This is a genomic window from Flavobacteriales bacterium, assembly GCA_020635855.1.
GTDB lineage: Bacteria > Bacteroidota > Bacteroidia > JACJYZ01 > JACJYZ01 > JACJYZ01.
This window is the reverse complement of the sequence record JACJYZ010000004.1, coordinates 668570-693843: the sequence shown is the minus strand read 5'-3', so window position 1 is coordinate 693843 and position 25274 is coordinate 668570. Positions and strand designations below refer to the sequence as shown.

The following is a 25274-nucleotide window of genomic DNA, read 5'->3' as shown; positions in this document are numbered from 1 at the left end:
GGTTGAACTAACCTACATTTGTATGAAACCTACCTCCGGCATATTTCAGTACCTGATGCCAAACAGCGACTACAAGACCCTGTTCGAGGATGCCCCTGTTGCCTACCTGGCAGTGAATACAAAGGGTGATATCGACCACGTGAACCAGGCTGCCCTGAACATGTTCGGCTACGATCACAAGGAAGAAATGGAGGAACTTCCTGTCATGAACCTCTATGCCGATGGCAAGAAAAGCGGAGACAAAGCCCGCCGGATCTTCACCCAATATCTGCTGGGTCGCACCCAGGCCAAAATGGAAACACAGATGTTGCGTAAAAACGGAACCATCTTCTGGGCCAGTCTGCACGTTAACATCATCAAGGACCACCAGGGTAAAATCAGTGCCAGCAGGGTGGCCGTTATTGACATCACCGACCGCAAGAAAACGGAAGAGAAATACCGCAAACTGTTTGAGGAATCCATCGGCTTGCTCTGTACACATGACGTGGCAGGCCATGTGTTATCTGTCAACCGTGCTACCTGTCAGGCATTGGAATACGATGCAGAGGAGTTACAGGGCAGATGCATTGGTGATTTCCTTTCAGACGATACACGTGACTTCTTTAACCAATACCTGCAAGAGGTACTGGTACGACAAAGGAGTGAAGGTGTGATGAAGATGAAATCCCGAACGGGTAAAATACTGTATTGGAAATACAGCAACATCAGCCACGAAGAAAACGGGCAATTGATTGTGATCGGAACAGCCATCGACATCACGGAACTGATCGAACGGGAAAAAGAACTGAAAAAAGCCAAACAGCAAGCCGAAGATTCGGTGCGCATCAAAGACGTATTCCTATCCAACATGAGCCATGAGATCCGCACGCCGCTGAACTCCATACTTGGGTTCGCAGACCTGATCTCACAAACACGCCTCGACAAAAAGCAATACGAATACGCCTCCATCATCCGCGATTCCACCGAGAATCTGATCACCATCGTTAACGACATCCTGGATTTCTCCAAGATTGAATCCGGTCAGATCGAATTCCAGGAAGACGCCATCAACCCGGGAGAACTGATCCATTCAGTAATCACAATGCTATCCAACAAGGCATTGATGCATGGAAACAAAGTAGTGGAAAAGAAGAGCCGGAACCTTCCGAAAATCGTTTTCGGCGACAGGGTACGGCTCACCCAAATCCTGATTAACCTGTTAAACAATGCCATCAAATTCACCGACAACGGAACCATTGAAGTGGGTGCCAAGCTGCTACAGAAGAAATCCGGTGAAGGCATAGTTACCATCCAGTTCCAGGTGAAGGACTCCGGTATTGGTATACCTGAAGACAAATTGCAAACCATTTTCGAAAGGTTTGCACAGATTGACAATCAACATTCCAGAAAGTACGAAGGCGTAGGGCTTGGACTGAGCATCGTACAACGCCTGATTGAACTCCAGGACGGGGCAATCAGAGTGAAAAGCCAGGTGGGTGAAGGGTCTGTTTTTGAATTCGAACTGCCTTATAAAATTGACGGCAGATCAACCAGTTCAAAAACCAAACCGGGACATTTGGCCTGGCCCGACATTGATGTACCTGACCTGAAAGGAAAACGCATCCTCCTCGTAGACGACAACCGAATGAACCGAAAACTGGTTGTTGCGTACCTGGCCGATACCGGCGCCGAACTCGATGTAGCAATCAATGGCAAGGTGGCTGTTTCAATGGTCAAGGACAATGACTATGATGTGATCCTGATGGACATGCAAATGCCCGAAATGGATGGTTATGAAGCCACCCGGGTCATCCGCGGCAAACTGAAACGACAAACACCCATCATCGCCATGACAGCACACGCTTTATCGGGTGAAAGAGAGAAGTGCATCGCTGCGGGCATGAATGAATACCTGTCGAAACCTTTCCGGCGCGATGAATTGTTGATGATGCTGGGTGTGATACTGCAAGACAAAGCAGCTTCCAATGGCAAATCCAAAACCACCCTGGAAATCAAAATGAGTGCTTTGGAAGAAAACACCCTTGGAAATGACGAGGTACTGAACGAACTGATCACCATTTTCCGGGAAGACACGCCGGGCGAGTTGCAACGACTGAAGGAAGCGGTTCAGAAAAGCGATTATGAAACCATCCGTCAGGTGGCACATAGCCTGAAATCATCTTACGACATGCTGGGCGCAAAAGCAGCCTACGGCCTGCTCCGGGAAATGGAGGTGTGGGCTTCCGACAAAGAACCCATACCCGGCATCAAGGCCAATTTGAACGAATTGCTGAAGAAACATGTGCAGGTGATGAACGACCTGGACAACATCAGCGGTAAATAAACAGTGCAAATTTCACGACACATGGTGGCTGGGAAACGGTTTTGATTGGTAACCGTCTTCCAGCCACTCACCCCCTAATTGCACTTGCACTTTTACGGTTTCAGCTGAAACGTTTGTGTATCGAATATCCGTTCGCCGCTTTCGGTGAGACCTGTTACAATCACATCGTATGAGCCTTCCACGTCATTGACCGGGAACTGCAGACTTGCCTGTCCGTTGTTCAATTCCACTTCCGGGTTCCAATAAATCAACGCACGCACATCCTGTAAGCTCGTTTGAACGACATGCTGCTCCGTAAGCTGGGCAAATCCATCCATCTCTACCGACACACCTTCCAGAGGCAATGCAAGTCCGCCCAGGTTATGTTGATAGGTAGAAATATTGATCAATCCTTCCACAGAAACACCCCCGATCAGGAAATAGTCGGAAATCACTTCCACCGATTCTACTTGTGAAGGCAACAAGGCAAGCAACGCTTCATGGTCTTCAAAGGGGATACAATCAAGCAGCACCAACGGATGCCGGAATGGTGTATTCGAGCGGGCATCAAAGGTCTCAATCATCCGTTTGCCTTTGTTTTCATGCACGGATACATAAGGAACGATTTCATTGAAAACCTCCGCCATGGAAGGTATCTCCACATAATCCTTCAGGAGAATCCGTTGACCGGCACCTTGAAAAGGGTTGGGAAGCCAAGCCACCGTATCCAAGCGTTTCACGTGCAACAATGTATCTGAAACCTGCGCCTGCCGCGCAATGTATAGCATATTGATCATCCCGAGATCATCGGAGTCGATTTTCATCGGCTGCATGGGAAGCGTAGCAAAATCCGGCGAGAAATTATTGTTAACGAGGATTTGGAATCTCTGATCGGATTGCTTCTCTGTGGTGATAAAAACTTTCTGATGTTGTGCAAGGTGCTGCAGACCCACTACGAAATACCCCGAAGAGTCGGTATGCGTGACATGGAATTGCTCTTCTCCATCCTTCACACCCACATACACCCGCACACCGGAACATGGCGTCTGTGTACCCGCATATACCACCCGCCCGGAAATGCTGATACCCCGTATCTCGGGATACCATGCCGTCTGTTGGTCCAACCGGGCGGCTGGTGGCTTCATGCGGTATTGTAACCCGTTATGCGATTCCCGGAATGCACCGGATGGTACCACCCGAACCGACAAATGAGCGCCTGCGGAAGATGTCATCCGAACATGCACCACTTCTCCCGGATGATAAACCACCCGATCGGTTTGCAAGCCACAGGGCATGGGAGGAGCCATGGGGCACCCGGGCGGCACTGGCCCGTCGGTCACAGCTTTCATCAACGGTACTTCCGGTTTTTTTCCGGGATGAATCACCAGGAGCTGGTTGGTCCAGAAATGTTCCGGTCCGCGGTTACGCATCACCTGGGTATAGGCCCGTATGAAATAGGTACCGGTGACCAGGTCTTCCGGGAGCAGGATACTTCCGATACTTGTACCACCGTTCACAGGACTTTTCTGTTGTACAACCACCCGGTTGGCCGGGTCAAACACCTCCAGGTACAACACCGTACTCGATGCTTCCGGATGATCCGAACCCTGGCGCCGGATATCCGCCTTGAACAGGACTTGAGAACCGGCGAAATACATCGACCGGTCGGTGGTCAGCAGCACTTCCTCACGTACATCTTTCTCATTCGCCCTGACAAAAACCGGTTGCACAGATGCCAGCAAGAGCAACCCAATCCATATGTGATACCATCTTTCTTGCATACCTTTTCTATTCGATCCAGAAGGAGGGTTTTTCCAGATCACCATCCACCCTGCAATCCACACAGGATGCATTCACAATTGCGCGGGCCCCTGTAGAAGACATGGTTACATAAACCGGCCATTCAATGGGCCGCGTATATCGGATATAGCTATAGGCCCTCATTTCCGGCTCACCGATCACACATACATCATAGTGAAAAGCGGTGTACAACCGATCTACGAAGATGCGCTTCTCGGAAACTCCGGCCACCATGAAATACCCGTATGCGGGAATGTCGGGATGTGTTTCATTCACCACATTGCCCCTGACCGGGAATGGTTGATGCTCATAGAGTGAACCCTGGTTCTCATACAACAGTTTGATCTTGTTCCAGTATGTATATGCATCCTTGTGCAGGGTGTACTGACGGGCAAGCAAACTGTAACGCATGGTCAATGCCTTGGAATAGGTGTCTTCGAAATTCAACGCCATGTGATGAACGGTAGGTTGGGTCTGTTCGGCCGTATTCAGCGTATAAAGCTCTTTGATGGGTTCGGTGCGATAACATACCGCCAGCGAATCCGCATCCGGAAACACCTTGAGCTGCCCGTCAAAGTAGAAATAGATGTTGAAATCGGTGCGGAACTTATACGTGGATGTCAAAGACCACATGTAGTAATTGGTATCGGTCGGAGGTGTTTCCGTATCGAGATAGAAGCGATAACCTTCACGTCCTTCCGGGTATTCCGGATCTGTATATTGCACATGTTCCGGGTATACATCGGCGATGCCCACGCCTTTCAGCAGGGTTTCCGGTGCGGATGTGAATACCTCACCATCCGGTGTTTGGATAATGAGCCTGTACTTTCTTCCAACCACACCCTGTATGCCGGTGGAATCGGTTTGGTACATTCCTTCTGAAACTTCTTTCAGCTCTTCGCTGTGCCCCATGTTATCTTCAATGGCCACCGTACATCCCGGATAAGGCATTTTGAGGGGACGCAGCAGGTCGGTGGACTTGGACAGTTTAACCGTATACGGCCCGGGCAGGTCGGTGATGGCACCATCCACCACCAACACGGAAACTCCCTCATCAATGTTCGGGTCGTAGGGATCCACGCAGGACATCATACCGATCATCATCACAAGGAACCCCATCTTCCAGACATCAATCTTCATAGTTCCCCAATTTAAAGTTATAGGTGAATGAGAAAACCGGACTTCCGATAACGGCCAACTTGTAGCCCTGGATCAATCCCTGGTTTTGCTTGAAGAAGACAGAATAGGCATTGTGCCTCCCCAGCAGGTTGTACACCGAGAAACTCCAGGATCCGTGCATGAATTTCTTTGCCTTCAGGTTGCCTTCCACATCTACCGCCAGATCCACACGGAAGTAATCGGGAATGCGATATGCATTCCGCTCCGAATATTGCGTCACCGGTATCTCATGCTGATAGAAGATACCGGTAGGATACGTTGTCGGTCGACCGGTGGCATACACAACATTCCACGAGATGTTGAAACGACGTGAGAAGCGGTATCCCGTGGCCAGGTTAACGGCATGCGGTTTGTCAAAATCAGCCGGAAAAGGTTCCCCTAAATTGATGCTGGTCTCTTCAGTACCCCCGTTGATGCGCATCTTTGAGCGGGAGTATGTATAGCTGAACCAACCGGTCATCCGACCCGCCGTTTTGCGGAACATACATTCCACCCCATATGCCTGAAGTGCGCCCTGAAGGAGATCTACCTCGGGTGTGCGGGTAACGGTTACATTCGCCCCATCCTTGAAAGCCACAACATTATCAGCCCGCTTTATGTAGAACTCACCGGACACATCGAACTTTGCATCGGGTGGATCAAAAAAGACACCGGTGGAGTACTGTTTGCCCGCCATGGGCTTGATATGTGCATCCACAAGCTTCCACTTGTCGGTCGGTGAAACGGCCACTGTATTGCTCAACATGAATATATACTGGTGCAACTGGGTAAACCCTGCCTTAACCGATACCCTGTCGGAAAGAGAATACTTGCCGGAAAAGCGCACGTCAGGTGCATGATAGGTTGCGATGCGCTCGCCCCATCCGTAGTGAACGGTATCAAGGATGGTACCCAACTCCATGGGAGCACCGGACGGGTAGGTACGTACATCCTGAGGCCCCAGGTAAGAATACATGTTGTACCGGATGCCTCCGCTCAGCGTGATAAGCGCATTGATCTTCCATTCATCGCTCAGGAACACGCCCGCTTCCACTCCCTGCTCGCGGCCCAGGGTTATGGGAACCACCAGCGACTGCGCATCAAGTGGTTGTTGCCTGCCCTGGTTCAACAAATAGAAGATACCGGTGGCACCTGCCTTTAACTCATGTTTTTGATTGGGCACCAGGGTCAGAGAGGTTGTCAGCTCGGTATGGTTCAGCGTGTAATCAAGCAGGTATTCCGCATGTTCCCTGGCGGAATTGGCTTCCTCGTATTGATACTGGCTGTATACCGCACTACATTCCCAGGTATGCCTATTGCGAATGACACGGCGAAAAGACAAGCTGCTGCCTGCATTGCGGTATCCATAGTGACTCAGGTCCACCAGGTGGATGTCGTCATGACTTGCATAAGCAACCGCGTTCAGGGAATTGCTTTCACCGAGTTCGGTGGACAGGTTGATGACAGCATCCTGAAAATCCGCTTTGCTGTTGTGGATGGTCGGATCCCTGACCATTTTGAATACCCAACCGGAGTAGGAGGATCGAATGGCCGCGAGGTAACTGCTCTTGTCTTTAACCAGAGGTCCCTCAACAAGCAGGTTGCCGGTTAACGGACTGATACCTCCCCGCATCGAGAAACGCTTTCTGTTTCCACTCCTTGTCCGCAAGTCGAATACGGAAGAAAGCCGACCACCAAACCTGGCAGGCACGCTGCCTTTGTACAAGGTGAAATCCCGGATGGCATTCGGGGTGAAAGCCGAAAACATGCCGAACAGGTGGGTGGCATTGTACACCGGTATATGGTCCAGGTAAAAGATGTTCTGATCAGACGGGCTGCCACGCACATTAAAACCGGATGCACCTTCTCCGACGGACTGCACCCCGGGCAGCAACAGTGCGGTTTTCACGATATCAACCTCACCCATCATCTTTGGAACGGTTTGGATGCTTTTCGGGGTGAGTCTTTCAAAACCGAAAGAAGGACGATCAAGTTTGTTGGCTTCTTCGGCCATGATCACCACTTCATTCAAACTATACACTTTATCAAGCAATGAAAAGTTAACACGGTCATCTGAATACACCTTCAGGTGTACTTTCTTCTCGGCATATTCAAGGCTCCTGATCACCAGGGTGAATTGCCCTGTTTTCAACGTAAACCTGTAAAACCCCTTGTCGTCTGTAGCCGAACCTTTTTGTAATTCTTCTATGTACAGGGTAGCACCTACCACCGGTGATCCGTCCCGTTGACGCTTCACATAACCGCTCAAGGTCACCTCCCCATCCGAAGGAGAAGCAGTCCGGGTTCCGACCACCACCGTTTCCACGTTCACTTCCCGGTCGGTTTTTAAAAAGCCCGATTTCTGTTCGGGTGTGTTTGTTTTTTCTTCTTCGGCACGGATATCTGTTTGGCGGAAGAAATCTTCTGGCAATTGCTTAAACACCGTAACCGAACCGGAAGGACGAACGCCTCCGGAAACCTTCTCCCATACCACCATTTTATGATCACCTGCAGAGAGCAGCAACGTATCGCCGGCAAGTGACAGCGGTGAACCGGAGGTATCCGGCATGATGTTCCGCATCAATTGCCTGAAGGCATCTGCATTCGCTTTGCGGTACCGGAAATGACGCGTACGGAAATACTGATGAATGGATTTTTTCTTTCCGGGGAACTGCGCCATGAATTCCTGCCGGGAGGTAAGCCGTATGAGGGAATCATTCCGCACCAGATACAATGTCCTTCTGAGGGATGAGAAGGTTCCACCAGGTGTGTTGGTATTATACGAACGGATGAAGGCCTTCTGATACCGGATCATGAGGTGTTCATCGATCACCTCCAAATATCCTTCCGGTGCGTTTTTGCCGTAGCGTTTGGTTGCATTCACGAAGCGCCTGTCGCCTAACGCAAAGGCATCAACCCACACAGGCAACGCAGCGATCTTCACCCGGCCGGTACCATTTACGGTTGCCGTCAACACCAAGAGGTTGTTCACCACATCGTATTGGGTGGGTATCTGTTCAAAAGCGTGCCCTCCCGCTTCCACGGTAGCAAGGATTTCTTCATCTGTAAGAAACGGATTGCCTTTCGCACTTCGATGTTCAGGGCGGTATAAGGTACCCCTGTACAACCGGTCATCAGGACCATAGACTTGACGTACCCACATCTGCCCGACGGTGTCTTGTTGAGCATAAGAAGGAGCCACAGCCATACAAAGCATCACCAGGCATATGTACAGGATGTTCTTCAATCGCATGAAGGTATCAATTCGGCCATGCAAGCGCAAGGAGGGCGGCCGTCAGCACTACTTCGTAGTTGTGGGTACGCCCAGGATCTGGTCAAAAGCGATGCGCATGATCCAGGCTTTTTCGGTGGCGGTATGATCTCCCTGTGCCTCCTCCAGGGCCGCTTCCAGAAGACTGGTAACCTTCCTGCACTTGTTGGCATGGCGATACAGGATTTTGTAGGCGGCCCCTTCATAAATCATATAACACCCGATGTGGTTGCCCTGGTTATAGGTAGGTGCACCAATGCTGATGGCTTGTTCGATGACGGTGCGTATCACTTCTATCTTTTTGCAGTCCTCACCCAGGTCAGTACCGGGCGCCTGGATCAGCACCTTTTCGGTTTTGGGTTTGTGTTTTTTGATGGTGTCGTTGACACAGGTATCTGCATGGGCAACAAAAGCGGTACATGAGAGAAACAGGAAAAAGACAAAGCGGGTTGACATAGCACCGAGTTTTTTTGATATACTTCTAAAGAAATGAAAATGTGCGCAGGTATAAAAGAAAAGGCCAACCCGGAGGTTGGCCTTTGTATTCTGTTCGGTTGCATTTCTTACGGAAGCAACGGCAGTACTTTGTCTATTTCATTCACGTAATCAATGGCATATTGGGGATATCTGTCAACATCCTCATTCTGAAAAACCCAGTATTGGAGCTGACCATTGTATTGAAACTTGATGCTGTATTCACCTACATCCGCATAAATACCTCCGGGAAGAAATCCATTTGGTTCCTGCAACAAATCGGACGGGAACAGATCCCGGAGGTGCTTGCTCTTCTCAAAGGCATCCTGTGACAACTCAACATACCAGTCTTCCCACCTGCCATCCACTTTTAAAACCACTCGTTTAAGAAGGCGGGTATCTTCAAGGACATACAACCCTTTATTTTTTCTACCATATAATGCGCCACCCCAGGCATCCCTGTACCCAAAGGCGATATAATCACCCTGCGGCTGTGTAAGTACGTCGTTGCCCAAATCAGGGCCGGGATTCAAATCAGTAATCACCACCGAATCTTTGCGACACGACGACAATAAGGTCGCTGTGACCAATAGACATGCGGTCAGGAATAATTTCAGATTGTTTCTCATAACGATTACGGGTTTATTGGGTTAAACAACAATTTGGGATGTTGCTTAAAGCCACTCTGCCCGTGACCCTTGATGCACACAACATAATAAAAGTAATTAAAGCGGAACGCAAATGCAATAGGTGATATTAGCCCTATCTGTGAAAAAGGGTCGGCTCAAATATAATTTCCATAAAACCACGCAGAAAAAATCTTCCGCTCCATTGCAAAAAAGCACCTTTATTATTGGTAGCCAAATGACCATCAACTTTAAATGGGTCGCTAAATATTGTCAAATTCGTATATACTAAAGTATTGACAAAAAGTATTTTATACTGAATACAAGAACAAACAAGTGGCTAATAAGAATTAAATTTTGTTTTGCTTCGGCGACCTCTCTTTAGTACATTTCGTATCTGGCGTTTAAACTATTCTAAGTTTAATTTTTAATGAAGGCTTGAAGACCTTGCTGAAGATGCAAGGGCGATAGTCTGTGTGCAAGATTCAGTCGTTACTTGCTCCCATTGCGACGCCAGTAATCTTAAGCATTCTTGTATTTCATGGAACAAATGTTCCGATGGTTTTTAACATGAATAACTAACCAATTCTACGACTATGGACGCACTTAAACGATCGGTGATGGCATTGTGCTGCAGTTTCTTCCTGCTTGGCTCGGCACATGCGCAGCAAGCAACAAGCTACAGGATGGGAACCATGAAGGAGTTTACCGGCACCTACAGCAAGGCAGGTAAAAAAGGATCTGCCACCCCTACCCTGAAGGTGGGAGAAAAGGAATTCACCCTGAAGATCAACTTCGACGGCAACAAAGAGAACGAGTATCGTGTGGTAGGAGAGATCCTGGAAGGTGCCAAGTCAGGCACGTTTTTCTACAGTGGCACTCGCAACGGCCTGCAAGGTCACATCATCTTCTTTGATGCAAAGGAAGCCTACAAGATCTACAGCGATGAGATCGGCGACGTTTTCATCAAGCCGGCCAAGGTGAGTGACTTCATGTGCGTGGGCGCTGCCGAAGACCATACTCCGGAAGCCGAAAGAAAAGCCGCAGATGCCAAATACGACGGCTCTCCCGTATCACCGGCGCCACCCTCCTACAGCAGCAAACCGGGCGCAAGGGGCGTCATCTACCTTGACTTCGATGGAGAGAACATCGCCTCCGGAGGTCGTTGGGCCAACGGATCTGCCTGGTATGCACAACCCCTAGGTTTCTCTGATGCAAAGATCAAGGACATCTGGACCGTCATGTCTGAAGACTATCGCCCCTTTGACATCAATGTAACCACAGACCGCGCAACCTACGATGCAGCCAACCGCTACAGAAGAATCATGTGCGTGTGGACCTCCACCCAACCCGCCGGCTCTGGCGGTGGCGGTACCTACTTCTACAACGCCTTCAACGACGGCGACAACAACTCACCGGCGCTTGCATTCCTGACGGGAGACAAATCAGCAGCCGAAGTGGGTTCCCACGAATGCGGTCACTCCTTCAACCTGATGCACGACGGCGGCGGCGGTGACGGCGAATACTGGGAAGGTCACGGCGACTACTCCGTGATCATGGGCAACGGTTACTACCTGCCCATCGTTCAGTTCAGCAAAGGAGAATACAGCGGTGCGAATAATTTTGAAGATGACCTCTCCATCATCACCAACAGCAAAAACGATGTCGGCTACAGAACCGACGACCACGGTAACACCACAGCAACAGCAACCCTCATCGATGAAGCTTCCGGCACCATCGACCCGGCCAAATACAACGGCATCATCGAAAAAACAACCGATAAGGATTACTTCGAGTTCACCACTTCCGGAGGATCTGTAAAGATCGATTTCCAGAGTGGCATGAGTGGCGTACACTACAGCGCACCCGACCTCGACATCCAGGCCCGACTCCTGAATGAGAATGGCACCGAAGTGGTGAAGTCAGACCCCACCGGACTTGATGCCAGCATTTCCACCACCGTACAGGCCGGAACATACTACATTGAGATTGACGGCGTGGGTGCCGGAAACCCAAGCACCACCGGCTACTCCGATTATGGTTCGCTGGGATACTACGAAATGTCGGGATCTTTCCCTCCGGGCAACAACAACAATCCGCCCGAAATTCTCTCGGTGAACATTAACCCGAACTGCAACACATACACCTTTGATGCAAGCGTAAAAACACTGTGGATGCCGTGTTGTGGGATTTCGGTGACAACACCACATCTACCATACACACACCTATTCCAAGTCCGGAACGTACACCGTGAAGCTGACCGTTACCAACCAGAACGGTTCCGATAACACCACCGAGACCGTTGTTGTTACGGTACTCGAAGCCCCCACCGCCACGCACGATTGCGATGACCGGGCAACCTGATGATGACTGCAACCGGTGGTGGAAACACCTTCAACTGGTATGATGCAGCCACAGGCGGAACCCTGCTTCATTCAGGTAGCACCTACTCGCCGACGGTGAACGGTCCTACCTCATTCTGGGTGGAGGAAACCAAAGCGGATCCTCCCGTGAACGGCGGTCCGAAAACGCCTGCATCCGTTGGCGGAGGTGGTTACTTCGGCACCAATGACACCCGCGGCATCTTCACCGGATGTGCTGTCGGATGCCACCATCAAATCTGTATATGTGGATGCCACAGGCGCAGGAACCCGTACCATCGAACTGTTGGATGGAGACGGCGGCAACGTGCTGCAGACCAAAGACGTGAACCTGGCCGACGGCGGCCAGCGCGTCACCCTTGACTTTCCGTAACCGTGGGAACCGGCTACTACCTGAAAGTGACAGGCACGCTGGTGGACCTCTACCGCAACACCGACGGTGCCACGTATCCCTACGACATAGGCGGGGTGATCTCGCTCACAGGTAACAACTACACCGACCAGGGTTACTACTATTACTTCTATGATTTTGAAGTGGAGAAACCGGGTTGTACCGGTCCGAGGAGCAAGATCGACGTAGACGTTTGCAATGTAGGGATCGACGGAACGGCACACGAAGATTTCCTGAAACTCTACCCGAATCCAGCCCACGACGTGTTGTATTATGAGAACACCGACGCGGCCAACCGGAAAGCCACCATCAACATCTACACCAGCGCCACCGGACAACTGGTGAGAACCTTGTCAGCCGGAAATGCGAAGGCTCCATCGACTGGCCAGCTGAGCAAAGGCATGTACTTCGTACAGATCTACACGGAGAATGAAATTCTCACGACGAAGAAACTGGTGATCCAATAGAGCACGAGCAACTGCGTACTGTAAGAGCAAAAAAGCCCGGCTTCGATTGGAAGCCGGGCTTTTTTTTTCTATAGATCTTCAGGGAATCTTCTTTCCTGTGATCTCAAGTTTAGGTATACAGGATGAACCAGGTATCCAGGTCACTGCTGTAAATGCAGCGATACATGTTTGTACTTCCCGTTGTAAAGGTCAAAGAAGCGAATGTTGTCAATGCAATTTGAAACACACGTCCGGTATTTGCATCGATGCTTGCACTGCCATTCTTGGTACACAAGACAATTTCCTGTCCGTTGGCAGGTGAGGCAGGCATGGTTACTTTATAGGCGCCGTCAATGAAAACAAGCATGTCATCGGATGATGTCAAAACTGAATCCGCAGTAAGATAGAGTATGTTTTTTGACGATGCCGTTGCGCTTACCACATTGTTCGTAATGTCTATTCCGGTACCCGCAGTATACACATTCACACTGTCGGTAAAGCTTCCGCCACCATTGCTCAGGGTAACCGTTGTGCCCGAACGGGAAATGGTTTGGATTTCATTGGTTACAGAACCATCCACTTCAGAAGTCAGGTAACCGTTGTTGCTCACAAAGGCATCCACTTCCGATTCCGTCAGATGGGTGTCGTCATCACCATCCGACAAGCCGGAGGGAATGTTGCTCAGGTTGGTGAAGTCGCCATCAAAACCGGCAGGTAACTTCACAGATCCGCCATCACTCAGGTACAGTGTGTCATTGCTGAGGCTCAAGCTTTGGATTTCATTGGTCACAGAACCATCCACTTCAGAAGTCAGGTAGCCGTTGTTGCTCACAAAGGCATCCACTTCCGATTCCGTCAGATGGGTGTCGTCATCACCATCCGACAAGCCGGAGGGAATGTTACTCAGGTTGGTAAAGTCGCCGTCAAATCCGGCTGGCAACTTCACAGATCCACCACCACTCAGGTATAAGGTGTCATTGCTGAGGCTCAAGCTTTGGATTTCATTGGTCACAGAACCATCCACTTCAGAAGTCAGGTAACCGTTGTTGCTCACAAAGGCATCCACTTCCGATTCGGTGAGATGGGTATCTGTATCAATGGTATGGTGATTCCAATTGGCTGTATCCATTGTAGTGATGCTTCCTACGATGGAATTCATGAACACGGGATCCAATTCGGGAATTGTACCGGAAATGCTTTCGGCCGTCTTTGCATGCAGGGCATAGGGTACACTTAACAGTTCACTTGTTCCCATGATGGAGTACGAGGTACCTCCCACCGGGTCTGTTTCTGTTTTAATGAAGTAGGGGCCATTGCTCCAGTCGATGGTATTGAAAGCACCGGAAACAACGGATCCTGCACCGATTTCAATGGTTACCAAACCGTTGAGGTTGCTCATGGGCATTTGGGTCTCCACATACACGGGCGTACCATTCGGAGCCCCCTGCAAAATGCTTATTTGCATACCCACATTCTGGTTGGTCACCAGCACGTTTCCGGCATCCCGGATTACCGCCTGGTAGCTCATTTTTTCAGGTGCCTGCGCAAACGCGCTTAAGGAGATTGCAAGGGCACAGATAGTAGTAGCTATTTTGTTCATGACATATGCATTTATATAAGTGATATCAAAAAGGGGTTTATTGATTCTTGACAATTTTGAATGTTTTAACCGCTTTGTCCTTGTCGGAAACCTTCAGGAAATAAGTCCCCGGGGGGAAATGGTTCAACTCAATGGTTGTATGCGGGTTTTCCAGCTGATCGCTTTCCAGTAGCCTTCCTTCCAGGTTCAACAACTGAAAATTCAAAGTGGAGGGATCTGTGTCAGATACATCCAACATCAGGTAGTTGGTGGCAGGGTTGGGATATGCCGAAAGGCCCAACTGGATGTTTTTGACATCCGTGCCCGTATAAATGAAGATTTCATAGGGCTGCTGTACCCCTTCCGCTACAGTTCCAGATGAACCTACCGGGTGTGTGTAAGATACCTGGCCAACCGAGTAGCTTACACTGCCACCCGCCCCGGTGGCATCTCCGCCCGTTGCCAGTGTGGCATCCTGGGCGTATGTACCGCCGGAACCAATAAGGATGAGTAGGGCGCTTAGTTTTATTATTTTTACATTCATCATAACGTTTTATATTAATTGTTTTCTTGAGATATTTTCCCTGAAAGCACCTTATGAACTTGTGGTTGCCTTGTACCTTTTTCACTCGAAAAAGATTCAGTTAAAAAGTCATTTTTTCCTTATTTTTCAAGGGCCCTGTGAATACTTGGGTGGAAGCGGCATTTGGGATAAGTTACCCCCATTCTGAATCCGGATTAGATGTTAGATCAAATCACCTACGCACTAAAAATACATAGGTTAAATACGGTAGGATTGGAATTGAATTATAAGTGTATATCTACTGTTTATAGCTTATATGGTCGAGGTATACGATCGAAAATTGTCCGTGAATCAACCTTATTTTTATTAGATAATTAATGACATGAACAATACAATGAATACCACAAGAAAAGATGGTATGTTGAGAAAAGCAGGATATTATGGGGGCCGGAGAGCATAGAGGAATAAAAATATTTTAACCACATAGGCACATAGCACACATAGTTTTTCTATTGTGACTTATGTGCCTATGTGGTTAAAAAAATCGCTTCCATCAACGGTTTCTTCTATACCAGGTCAGGAAAACAAAAAACCCCACCTCTTTCGAAGCAGGGTTTTTTTCAGTTTTGAGTTCCAGGGTGAGTTGTGAGAGTAAAGCACCTACGCGCTCTGATCTCACACTCTTGCTGTCTTGCTCCCCCTGCTGGACTTGAACCAGCGACCCTCTGATTAACAGTCAGATGCTCTAACCAACTGAGCTAAGGAGGAATGTTTTCCCTTTTTAGGGAGTGCAATATTACGCCATACCGATCAATTATGCAAGAAGCTTCTTACGGTATGCTTGCCCGCCGTAGCCTCGGCGAAGGAGGGGTGTATGCCCTTGCTGTATGCTGTTGCTCTACATAGTATGCTGATCATTCCTATCTTCGCACCGATTGCAAACCCAAAACCCAAAACAACTCCATGAGTCTATTAGTTATCGGAACCGTAGCATTCGACGCCATTGAAACCCCCTTCGGGAAAACCGACCGCATCATAGGCGGTGCCGCCACCTACATAGGGCTTTCAGCTTCCTACTTCACACAAAATATCAACCTCGTTTCCGTGGTGGGCGACGACTTCCCCCAATCGGGCATGGACATGCTCACCAAACGCGGCATCAACCTGGACGGACTTGAAATTCGCAAAGGCGAGAAATCCTTCTTCTGGTCAGGTCGCTACCACAACGACATGAATTCCCGCGATACCCTCGTAACCGAGCTCAATGTATTGGAAACGTTCAACCCCATTCTTCCGGATGACTACAAACGGCCCGACTTCGTGATGCTGGGCAACCTGGCCCCCAACGTGCAACGCCAGGTGCTCGAACAGTTGCCCGTGCGCCCGAAGCTCATCGTGATGGACACCATGAATTTCTGGATGGATGTGGCCATGGACGAGCTCCGCAAAACCATGGCAATGGTGGACGTGCTCTCCATCAACGACGAAGAAGCCCGTCAGCTGGCCGGAGATTACTCACTTGTGAAAGCAGCCCAGCAGATCATGGAAATGGGCCCGAAATACCTCATCATCAAGAAAGGCGAACACGGCGCCCTCCTGTTCCACGGGAAACAGGTGTTCTTCGCGCCCGCCCTGCCCCTGGAGGAAGTGTACGACCCCACCGGCGCAGGTGATACATTCGCCGGCGGCTTCACCGGTTTCCTTGCCAGCCGCAACGCCATTGACTTTGAAAACATGAAACGGGCCGTCATTCACGGTTCGGCCATGGCCTCCTTCTGCGTGGAGAAATTCGGCACCGAACGCCTGGTAAACATTTCAGACAAGGAGTTGGACAACCGACTGAGTGATTTTGTTCAGCTGGTACAATTCGACATCGACCTGGTGGAAAGTTGATTCCTTATCATCTGCCTAACAAAAAACCCACCTCTTTCCGGAGGTGGGTTTTTTGTTGAATCGGAGATGCCGGTCTTAGCTAGCCGTATCGCATTCCTTTTTGATGGTGGTGCGGATGAGTATCTTGCCTTCCGGCCAGAACTTGGTTACCCCGTCTTTGCCCGTGTGCTTTTCGGCACACGCCTTTTGCAAAGCGTCCAGGGACGCCTGTGCGTTCCAATTGTTGAAATCGAAATCGGCACGCAACGACAGTTCTTCTCCTTCGATCGCATAATGGCCTTCCAGCTTGTTCTCAACGCCGTTCATCATCAGGGAAACGGACACGGTGCCGCTATCGGCCGAACCGTTCACATCACTCAGGCTGCCCGTGAGCACCTCGCCGCCGGTCATCTTTCCGAAAAAGAAGTTCACGATCTTCTGGTCGCGGGTGGCATCGGATGAGTTCACACTGCCGGTGAAAATCGAAAACGTAGCGCCGTTCAGCAGATCCTGCGGCTGGTCGGTGATGGCCGCCTGCACCACTTCCAGGCTGTCGAACGTGCCCTTGACTTCCACCTTATCGGTGTGTTTATAGGCTGTCCAGTAAGCCTTGGTGGTGCTGTTGTCGTAACTGTACTTGCATGTGGGCGCAGGTGCCGGCGCTTCAGCTGCAGGGGTTTCTTCTGCAGGGGCTTCCGTTTCGGATCCACCGCATGCAGACAAAAGGAGGGTTCCTGCAAACAGGAATAGCGAATAATAAGGTATGTGTTTCATGGTAATGGGATGTTTTGGGTTTAGATGATGGCCCTGTAGCAACTGCTACAGGGTGGCAAGTGCTACGGGGTGGGGATTTCAAAGAATCGTCGGATGATCAGAAGCTGATGAGCAGCTGGTTTTTTTCAACCGTTGCGCCTGCTTCCACGTGTATTTTTTTCACGGTGGAGGTGGCGGGCGATTTGATCACGTTCTCCATCTTCATCGCTTCCAGAACAAGCAATGCATCTCCTTCGGCAACTTCCTGGCCTTCCTGAACCTGCACCTTCAATACCTTGCCCGGCATCGGTGCTTTTACCGCATCGACCTTGGCGGCCAGGTGCGCATCGAGTCCCATCGAATGCAACAACTGGTCAAAACGATCGTCTACTTTAACCGTATGCTTTTGGCCATTGATCAGAAAAACAAAGGATTTGTCGGCAGGAACCGCTTCAAGCAGGTCCACCCGGTAAGAACGATGCCCACGGATCACATGCCAGTTTCCGTCAGCTTCTTTCACCACATCCAGCGAAAACGGCTTGCCATCCAACTGGCCGTTCCAGCCTGAATCCTGATCCAGACTCACTTTGAAACTTTTTTTACAGTTTACGTTTATGTGGTACTCCGACATGGAAGCAAAGATAACAGATTCCCATGACCGCCATTTGAAATTAGACCTTTTTTGGTCATATTTGACCACCATGATGATGACATCCCGCGCCCTTCTTCTCCTAGCCCCCGCTTGTTTAATCGCTTTTTTACCGGCCTGTAAACCGGGGCACAAAATTGCAGCCACCCCTGACATTGCCGCACCCACTGTTCAACTTGAACCTGCCATTGTAACACCCCTGATGTACCAGCCCAGCCGCACCCGCTATACCGACATCACCAACACCAACCTGGACCTGAAGTTCGACTGGCAAAACCAATGGGTACTCGGAAAAGCGGAAATCACTGCCAAGCCCCATTTCTATCCGGAAGATACCCTGGTACTGGATGCCCAGAATTTCGACCTGCATGCCGTTGACATGGTCAGCAACGGCAATCACACACCGCTCAAATACCGGTACGATGGAAAGCAGATCTCTATCGCCCTGAGCAAAACCTATACACGGGATGAGACCTATGTCGTGGCTATTGATTACACAGCCAAACCCAATGAAGGAGAATCAGGTGGCAGTGACGCCATCACATCCGACAAAGGACTGTACTTCATCAATCCCACCGGGGAAGAACTCAACAAACCCAAACAGATCTGGTCGCAGGGTGAAACCCAGGCCAACTCCAGGTGGTTCCCCACGTACGACTCGCCCAACGACAAGATGACCCAACAGATCCGCCTCACAGTAGACACACAATATGTGACCCTGTCGAATGGATTGCTGATCTCACAGAAGAACAATGGCGACGGTACCCGCACCGATACCTGGAAACAAACCCTGCCCCACTCACCTTACCTCGCCATGGTAGCCGTGGGTGACTTTGCGGTGGTACACGACAAGTGGAAAAACATTGCGGTGGATTACTACCTCGAACATGCATACGAACCCTACGCCCGCGATATTTTCGGCAACACGCCTGAAATGCTGGAGTTTTATTCGAACGTACTGGGTATACCCTATGCCTGGGAAAAGTTCTCACAGATCATCGTGCGCGACTTCGTTTCCGGTGCAATGGAAAACACAACCGCCGTTGTACACGGAGAATTCCTGCAGCGCACCCGCCGCGAGATGATCGACGATGACAACGAGGATGTGATCGCACACGAACTGTTTCACCACTGGTTCGGCGACCTGGTAACCTGCGAGTCATGGTCGAACCTGCCCCTGAATGAGTCGTTCGCCACCTACGGTGAGTATATGTGGATGGAACACAAATACGGGAGGGAGAAAGCCGATGAGCACCTCAACGAAGACCTCTTGAACTACCTCGGAGAAGCCACTTACAAACAGGTGGACCTGATCCGGTTCTATTATGACGACAGGGAAGACATGTTCGACGGACACTCCTACCAGAAAGGAGGCCGGGTGTTGCACATGCTTCGCAAATACGTGGGTGATGAGGCATTCTACGCTTCCCTCAGGAAATACCTTGAAGACAACAAATTTCAGAATGCCGAGATCCACAACCTGAGGATGGCATTCGAAGCCGTAACGGGCGAAGACCTGAACTGGTTCTTCAACCAGTGGTTCCTGGATAAAGGTCATCCCAGGCTTACATTCCACAGCTACTATAACGACACACTTCACCAGGAGATCGTTTACGTTGAACAAACCCAGAATCCCGACAGCACCCGGTACTTTAAGCTACCGATGCAAGTAGACATCTACCAGGCCGACGGACAAGTGGTGCGCCACGCCATCACCGCTGAAAAATCCAGCGAAAAATTTGTGTTCGATCTGCCGGAGAAACCCTATGTGGTGAATGTGGATGCGGAAAAGATGTTGCTTTGTGACAAGAAAGATGTGAAGGATGATGCGGAATGGCGGTACCTGTATATTAACGGACCGCTGTTCATGGATCGCCTGGAAGCCGTGGAAGCACTCGCCGAAAACGACACCCCTGAAAATCGTGCGCTGCTTACGGAAGCCATGAAAGATAAACAGGCATCCATTGCCCGAAAAGCACTCAATGCTTTATCAAAAATGGAGCTGGATGACAGCCTTGCCTTCCGCCAACAACTGGAAGATATGGCACAACACGGCAACTCAACCGACCTGCGTGCATCCGCAATGCGTAACCTAGCCAAACTATATCCGACGGACAACGGTGTGAAGGGTTTGATGCAAACGGCCCTGAACGACTCTTCCTACGAGGTACTTTCCACTGCGCTTACCGCATTGTGCAACATGGATTCAACCCAATGTGAGAAGTACACCTCTCCCTATGAAACGGTGAAGAACGAAAATGTTCAGCTGACCATCGCCGAGATGTACGGCAAATACGGTGTGAAAAACAAGAACGATTACTTCCAGCAGATTTATCCCTTTATCTCTGGGTACTCCAGGTACGGGTTCTACGACTCATATGGCAACTACCTGGAGAAGCAGCCGGACGAAGTAGTTGGGTCGGGACTTGACATCATGCAACAAGGTGCGCGCGATGAAAACCAATGGCAGGTGCGCTATGCCGCACTCGACGGTTTGATCCGGCTTCTGGTCCGCTATTACCACCAGGAAAACTATCTGAAACAGGAACTCGCCTCAGCCACTTCCGGCGGTGACAATAACGCTTCGGATGTGTTCATCAAGAAAGACCTGGATGTGACCAGTGCACAGAAGAAAAGAATTGTGGATATCCTTGAAGGATGTGAGAAAAGCGAACCACATAAGTTGCTGGCCGCCTACATCACACGTGAACTAGATGCCTTCAGAGCGGCTAGCTCCGGGAAATAATCCTTCCTCTGAAGCTTCGTATCCTTCGTCGCGTAGCAGTCGCCCGCTTTCGGCAGCTTCCACGGCAAGTTCATCACACCGCTCATTGAACGGATTGTCGGCATGGCCTTTCACCCACCGGAAAGTCACGCGATGTTTTTTGTAGATCTTCAGGAAGCGCATCCACAAATCCACGTTCTTCTTTCCTTTGAATCCCTTCTTGAACCAATCGAATAACCAACCCTTCTGAATGGCGTCCACCACATATTTGGAATCGGAGAATACCGTCACCTGGTGGTCCTGCTGTTTCAGGCTTTCAAGTGCAACAATCACACTCAGCAACTCCATGCGGTTGTTGGTGGTATGGCGATACCCCTGCGAAAGTTCTTTCCGGTGCTTGCCGCTCATCATCACGATGCCATAACCTCCCGGGCCTGGATTCCCTCGTGCCGCACCATCTGTATATATGATTATCTCTGCCAAATCTTGTTGTTTTTTCAGGACGGAAGACCGGATACCACCGCTTTTTCAATCCATTCCGGGTAATACCGGTATTCCAGTTCATGCACCTTGCGCGCCACTTCCGCGGGTGTATCCTCCGGCAATACTTCTACCGATGCCTGGAAGAGGATAGCCCCTTCATCATACCGCTCGTTCACCCGATGGATGGTGATTCCGGTCTGCTTTTCACCCGCAGCCACCACGGCCTCATGCACATGATCACCATACATGCCTTTGCCACCGTATTTGGGCAGCAAGGCAGGGTGAATGTTCACAATCCGCCCCTCATACGCCCTGACCAGGTCAGCCGGCACCAGCCACATGAAACCGGCCAGCACCAGGAAATCAATCTTGTGTTCCTTCAGTGTTTGAAGTACGTCACCATGGTTCAACGCCGTGCGGTTGAAAACCACCGAAGGCACATTGAATTTGGCCGCGCGTTGCAAAACATATGCATCGGAATTGTTTGATAATACCAGCGCCACCCGTATCGCGTCATGCGACTGAAAATGCTGCATGATGCGTTCGGCATTGGTCCCGGATCCTGAAGCGAAAATGGCAAGTTGAATCATGTGTGCTGTCCCGAACTGCGGAATTAGCCGGCAAATTATAAATTTACAGCTGATTTTCAGCCATGCTTCGATTCCCGATTCATCGAATGACGCTTATGCTCATCCTTATTTCAGTGATGTGTTTGACGTCATGTATCCAGGTGAAGGAACCTGATTCCGGTGCCAAACCTTTCTTTGATATTCCTGCCTATTTCAATGCAGAAATAGCACATCTCACCTCCACACAGCAAAAGGTGAACAAACGCATTACATTGGATGATCGAACGGAATCGGAACAGGAACTTAATATCAACTGGAAACTCGAATTCCATGTATTCACCGAATGCGACCTGAACGTGCCGGCGCTTCGCGATGCCTACAGAACCGATAGTTCAGGGACCTCCGGAAACCTGATCATTTCCTACCATGCGAAAGACAATGATACCAAAGTGCGCGAGGTCTCGATCACTTTTGAGAACAACCAGGTAACCAGCATCCGTATCGAACTCATCACCTCCAGCAACTTATACTCCCTCAAACGCGAACTGTCCTATACCCCCGGATCCGGTTACCACATGGAGGGGGAGCGACAGGTGCCCGGACTCGACCCTTCTCACTACATGATTGATGCCACATTCCAATGAGGTTTTCCACATCCGTCATAGGAATCCTAAGTGTTGTTCTGTTCACAAGATGTAATGAAACCGGACATGAATTTCACCTGTCCGGTGACAGTTCATGGGAAGCGGGCGTGGAAGTCGAAAAAGGCGTTTGGCTTCCTTTTCCTTTCCAACTGCACCTGCAACCCGACACATTGATCGAGCTGCGCTTCGGGGAGGAAGTCATCCGTGTGGATGAAGTTAAACTCATGCCGGACTCATTTTTCATCCGATTGCCCTTGTATGATTCGGAAATCAGGGGAAAACGAAAAGAGGGTGAAGCCGGCCTGAATGGAAGGTGGTACAACCTGTCGCGTGGCAAAGACTACATTCTGCCGTTCAGGGCCACCCTGGTTCAGAAAGAAGAAATCAAACCACTCCCTCATGCAGATTATACGGGACGATGGAAAGTGGTCTTCAATGAAACGGCTCCCGATGCTTACAATGCAATCGGAGAATTTCAGCAATCGGGCGGAACCCTTTCCGGTACATTCCTGACCGAGACCGGCGATTACCGTTACCTGACAGGTGAAGCCACCGATAGCGGTTTCACACTCTCCCGGTTTGATGGGGCGCACGCATTCCTGTTCGCGTGCCGGCTTGAAAAGGATGGTTCACTTTCCGGAACCTATTGGTCAGGCATTCATTCCAAGGAAACCTGGAAAGCGGTTCGCGATGATACCTTTCAATTAGGTAATGCCGACAGCCTGACGTACCTGAAGGAAGGCTACGACAGGCTTGCTTTTACATTCCCCGACCTGGAGGGACATCTGGTATCCATGTCGGATCCTGCATTTCAAAACAAAGTGGTAATTGTGCAGTTGATGGGATCCTGGTGCCCCAACTGCATTGATGAATCAAAATTTCTGAAAGAAATGTACGAACGCTACCACGACCGGGGCCTGGAAGTGGTGGCATTGTGTTTCGAACGCACGGATGAATTCGAAAAAGCGGTCAGAAATGTAAACCGCATCCGCGAGCGGCTTTCCATACCTTACCGGTTTCTGATCGCGGGTACGGCCGACAAGAATGCGGCTTCAGCAGCGCTTCCGATGATCAATCGTGTGATGGCTTTTCCGACCGCCATTGTGGTTGCACGTGATGGACGAGTACACGAGATTCATACCGGTTTTTCAGGGCCCGGCACAGGGATCCATTATATGGATTACAAAGAAAAAACGGATGCGATGTTGCAGGAACTGCTGGCGCAGGGCACCCCTTAGAACATTCCTTTTTTCTCGCGCCAGAGGCGGCTGAATGATTTGGGTGCAATGCGCGGCACCTCCCTATGTTTGCCCCAGGACCCTTTCAGCATGTACTTCATGGCCATGTTCTTGATGCTTGATCCGCCCATCTCCATCAGCTTGCGGTTCAGCATGGCTTTCTTCCAAAAATACACAATGCGGCTCTCCATTTTGGGCACTTGATCAGCGACTGAAACGTCACGGCGGTTCAGCATCAGGAGCTTGTGCACATCAATCCGCACGGGGCATACTTCGGTACAGCGGCCACAAAGCGACGAGGCAAAACTCAGGTGCCTGTATTTTTCCATGCCGTCAAAATGCGGTGTGATGACCGAACCGATGGGACCACTATAGGTAGTTCCGTATGAATGTCCTCCGATGCTTTGATAGATAGGGCAGGCATTCAGGCATGCGCCGCATCGGATGCAATGCAGGGCCTGTCGTTGTTCATGATGTGACAACAGTTCAGTGCGACCGTTGTCCAACAGCACCACGTACATTTCATCCGGACCATCGACTTCCGAATGCTTGCGTGGGCCACTCACAATGTGGTTGTATACAGTCATGTTCTGTCCGGTGCCATGCGTTGCCAGTAGGGGCCAGAACAATGCCAGGTCGTTCATGGAGGGCAGGATCTTTTCGAGTCCCACCACAGTGATGTGTACTTTCGGGAAACCCACGCTCAGGTAGGCATTGCCTTCATTTTCCGTGAGGGCGATGGAGCCGCTGTCTGCCAGCAGAAAGTTGGCACCCGAAATACCGGCATCCGCACGCTGGTATTTTTCACGCAGTTCTTTTCTCACATACGCTGTGATATCCTGCGGGGTGCTGTCGAGCGGTGTTCCTACTTTCTCATGAAACAACTTGGCAACATCTTCTTTCGACTTGTGCATGGCCGGCGTAACGATGTGATAGGGCGTTTCACCTGCCATCTGAACGATGTATTCGCCCAGATCGGTTTCCACCGATTCGATGCCATGTTGCTCCAGAAAATGGTTCAGGTGAATCTCTTCGGTGATCATCGATTTGGATTTCACCAACGATTTGGCATTCACGCTTTGCAGGATCTTCAGGATTTCCTGTTGGGCTTCTTCCGTATTGCGGGCCCAGATCACCTTGCCGCCGTTTCTGGTGAAATTGGCTTCAAACTCAATGAGGTACTTGTCCAGGTTTTCTATGGCCTTGAACTTGCGGGATGCAGCGCGTTGCCGGGCCAGCTCGAGGTTGGAAAATTGTTGTTTTCCTTTGACAACCGTATTGTCGTACTGGGTGATGTTGAACACCAGTTTGCGTCGGTGTTCCTTGTCAAAAGCTTTGTTTTCGCTTTTCTTTAAAAAATTATCCAGGGTCTTTTGGTCCATGTCGGGGA

21 protein-coding genes and 1 tRNA gene are annotated in these 25274 nt (G+C 50.1%); 9 read left to right on the top strand and 13 right to left on the bottom strand.

Annotated features, from left to right (window positions below):
• Nucleotides 1-22: 22 nt before the first annotated feature.
• Nucleotides 23-2323 carry a PAS domain S-box protein gene (locus tag H6585_14990; GenBank protein MCB9449636.1) on the top strand — a complete coding sequence of 767 codons (2301 nt, stop codon included), beginning with the start codon at nucleotides 23-25 and terminating at the stop codon, nucleotides 2321-2323.
• Between the two features lie 92 nt (nucleotides 2324-2415).
• Here the strand turns inward: H6585_14990 and H6585_14985 are convergent, their stop codons facing one another.
• The 5 genes from H6585_14985 to H6585_14965 all read right to left on the bottom strand — a co-directional run bounded on the left by H6585_14985 (nucleotide 2416) and on the right by H6585_14965 (nucleotide 9634).
• Nucleotides 2416-4083: a hypothetical protein gene (locus H6585_14985; GenBank protein ID MCB9449635.1), complete on the bottom strand. Its 1668-nt coding sequence runs from the start codon at nucleotides 4081-4083 to the stop codon at nucleotides 2416-2418.
• Between the two features lie 7 nt (nucleotides 4084-4090).
• Entirely contained in the window at nucleotides 4091-5242 is a 1152-nt protein-coding gene (locus H6585_14980) for a DUF4249 domain-containing protein (protein ID MCB9449634.1), read from the bottom strand.
• Nucleotides 5232-8507, bottom strand: coding sequence for a TonB-dependent receptor (locus H6585_14975; GenBank protein MCB9449633.1), 3276 nt, complete (start codon nucleotides 8505-8507; stop codon nucleotides 5232-5234). Before H6585_14975 ends, H6585_14980 begins: the two co-directional genes overlap by 11 nt.
• 54 nt (nucleotides 8508-8561) lie before the next feature.
• Nucleotides 8562-8987: a hypothetical protein gene (locus tag H6585_14970; protein ID MCB9449632.1), complete on the bottom strand. Its 426-nt coding sequence runs from the start codon at nucleotides 8985-8987 to the stop codon at nucleotides 8562-8564.
• A 107-nt stretch (nucleotides 8988-9094) separates the two neighbouring features.
• Nucleotides 9095-9634: a hypothetical protein gene (locus H6585_14965; protein ID MCB9449631.1), complete on the bottom strand. Its 540-nt coding sequence runs from the start codon at nucleotides 9632-9634 to the stop codon at nucleotides 9095-9097.
• 593 nt (nucleotides 9635-10227) lie between these two features.
• On the opposite strand from H6585_14965, the gene H6585_14960 reads away from it, so the two are divergent.
• The 4 genes from H6585_14960 to H6585_14945 all read left to right on the top strand — a co-directional run bounded on the left by H6585_14960 (nucleotide 10228) and on the right by H6585_14945 (nucleotide 12870).
• Nucleotides 10228-11919 (top strand): pre-peptidase C-terminal domain-containing protein, encoded by a 1692-nt coding sequence (locus H6585_14960; GenBank protein ID MCB9449630.1) that lies wholly within the window; start codon nucleotides 10228-10230, stop codon nucleotides 11917-11919.
• Nucleotides 11882-11995, top strand: coding sequence for a hypothetical protein (locus H6585_14955; GenBank protein ID MCB9449629.1), 114 nt, complete (start codon nucleotides 11882-11884; stop codon nucleotides 11993-11995). The genes H6585_14960 and H6585_14955 overlap by 38 nt, the downstream gene beginning before the upstream one ends.
• A gap of 204 nt (nucleotides 11996-12199) precedes the next feature.
• Nucleotides 12200-12385: a hypothetical protein gene (locus H6585_14950; GenBank protein MCB9449628.1), complete on the top strand. Its 186-nt coding sequence runs from the start codon at nucleotides 12200-12202 to the stop codon at nucleotides 12383-12385.
• A gap of 2 nt (nucleotides 12386-12387) precedes the next feature.
• Nucleotides 12388-12870: a T9SS type A sorting domain-containing protein gene (locus H6585_14945; GenBank protein MCB9449627.1), complete on the top strand. Its 483-nt coding sequence runs from the start codon at nucleotides 12388-12390 to the stop codon at nucleotides 12868-12870.
• 109 nt (nucleotides 12871-12979) lie between these two features.
• On the opposite strand, the gene H6585_14940 is transcribed toward H6585_14945, so the two are convergent.
• The 3 genes from H6585_14940 to H6585_14930 all read right to left on the bottom strand — a co-directional run bounded on the left by H6585_14940 (nucleotide 12980) and on the right by H6585_14930 (nucleotide 15719).
• Entirely contained in the window at nucleotides 12980-14449 is a 1470-nt protein-coding gene (locus H6585_14940; GenBank protein ID MCB9449626.1) for a hypothetical protein, read from the bottom strand.
• 37 nt (nucleotides 14450-14486) lie between these two features.
• Nucleotides 14487-14975: a T9SS type A sorting domain-containing protein gene (locus H6585_14935; GenBank protein ID MCB9449625.1), complete on the bottom strand. Its 489-nt coding sequence runs from the start codon at nucleotides 14973-14975 to the stop codon at nucleotides 14487-14489.
• Nucleotides 14976-15645: 670 nt separating this feature from the next.
• A tRNA-Asn gene (locus H6585_14930) sits at nucleotides 15646-15719 on the bottom strand.
• Nucleotides 15720-15914: 195 nt separating this feature from the next.
• On the opposite strand from H6585_14930, the gene H6585_14925 reads away from it, so the two are divergent.
• Nucleotides 15915-16844 carry a bifunctional hydroxymethylpyrimidine kinase/phosphomethylpyrimidine kinase gene (locus H6585_14925; protein ID MCB9449624.1) on the top strand — a complete coding sequence of 310 codons (930 nt, stop codon included), beginning with the start codon at nucleotides 15915-15917 and terminating at the stop codon, nucleotides 16842-16844.
• Nucleotides 16845-16919: 75 nt separating this feature from the next.
• On the opposite strand, the gene H6585_14920 is transcribed toward H6585_14925, so the two are convergent.
• Together H6585_14920 and H6585_14915 are read right to left on the bottom strand one after the other, a co-directional pair.
• A complete protein-coding gene (locus H6585_14920) occupies nucleotides 16920-17597 on the bottom strand; it encodes a YceI family protein (GenBank protein MCB9449623.1) in 678 nt (225 codons plus the stop codon).
• A gap of 97 nt (nucleotides 17598-17694) precedes the next feature.
• Nucleotides 17695-18207 carry a biotin/lipoyl-binding protein gene (locus H6585_14915; GenBank protein ID MCB9449622.1) on the bottom strand — a complete coding sequence of 171 codons (513 nt, stop codon included), beginning with the start codon at nucleotides 18205-18207 and terminating at the stop codon, nucleotides 17695-17697.
• 70 nt (nucleotides 18208-18277) lie between these two features.
• Between H6585_14915 and H6585_14910 the strand changes: the two genes are divergently transcribed.
• Nucleotides 18278-20971 (top strand): HEAT repeat domain-containing protein, encoded by a 2694-nt coding sequence (locus H6585_14910; GenBank protein ID MCB9449621.1) that lies wholly within the window; start codon nucleotides 18278-18280, stop codon nucleotides 20969-20971.
• Here H6585_14910 and rnhA read toward each other — a convergent pair.
• Both rnhA and purN read right to left on the bottom strand, forming a co-directional pair.
• On the bottom strand, nucleotides 20936-21433 hold the full coding sequence (gene rnhA, locus H6585_14905) for a ribonuclease HI (protein ID MCB9449620.1): 498 nt from the start codon (nucleotides 21431-21433) through the stop codon (nucleotides 20936-20938). The two genes, H6585_14910 and rnhA, sit on opposite strands and share 36 nt — an antisense overlap.
• 14 nt (nucleotides 21434-21447) lie before the next feature.
• Nucleotides 21448-22023, bottom strand: a complete 576-nt coding sequence (gene purN / locus H6585_14900; GenBank protein ID MCB9449619.1) for a phosphoribosylglycinamide formyltransferase — start codon at nucleotides 22021-22023, stop codon at nucleotides 21448-21450.
• A 95-nt stretch (nucleotides 22024-22118) separates the two neighbouring features.
• Between purN and H6585_14895 the strand changes: the two genes are divergently transcribed.
• Nucleotides 22119-22646, top strand: coding sequence for a hypothetical protein (locus tag H6585_14895; GenBank protein ID MCB9449618.1), 528 nt, complete (start codon nucleotides 22119-22121; stop codon nucleotides 22644-22646).
• Complete coding sequence (locus H6585_14890) at nucleotides 22643-23884, top strand: TlpA family protein disulfide reductase (GenBank protein MCB9449617.1); 1242 nt, start codon at nucleotides 22643-22645, stop codon at nucleotides 23882-23884. Before H6585_14895 ends, H6585_14890 begins: the two co-directional genes overlap by 4 nt.
• Here H6585_14890 and H6585_14885 read toward each other — a convergent pair.
• Nucleotides 23881-25266 carry an iron-sulfur cluster-binding protein gene (locus H6585_14885; GenBank protein ID MCB9449616.1) on the bottom strand — a complete coding sequence of 462 codons (1386 nt, stop codon included), beginning with the start codon at nucleotides 25264-25266 and terminating at the stop codon, nucleotides 23881-23883. The two genes, H6585_14890 and H6585_14885, sit on opposite strands and share 4 nt — an antisense overlap.
• Between the last annotated feature and the right edge of the window lie 8 nt (nucleotides 25267-25274).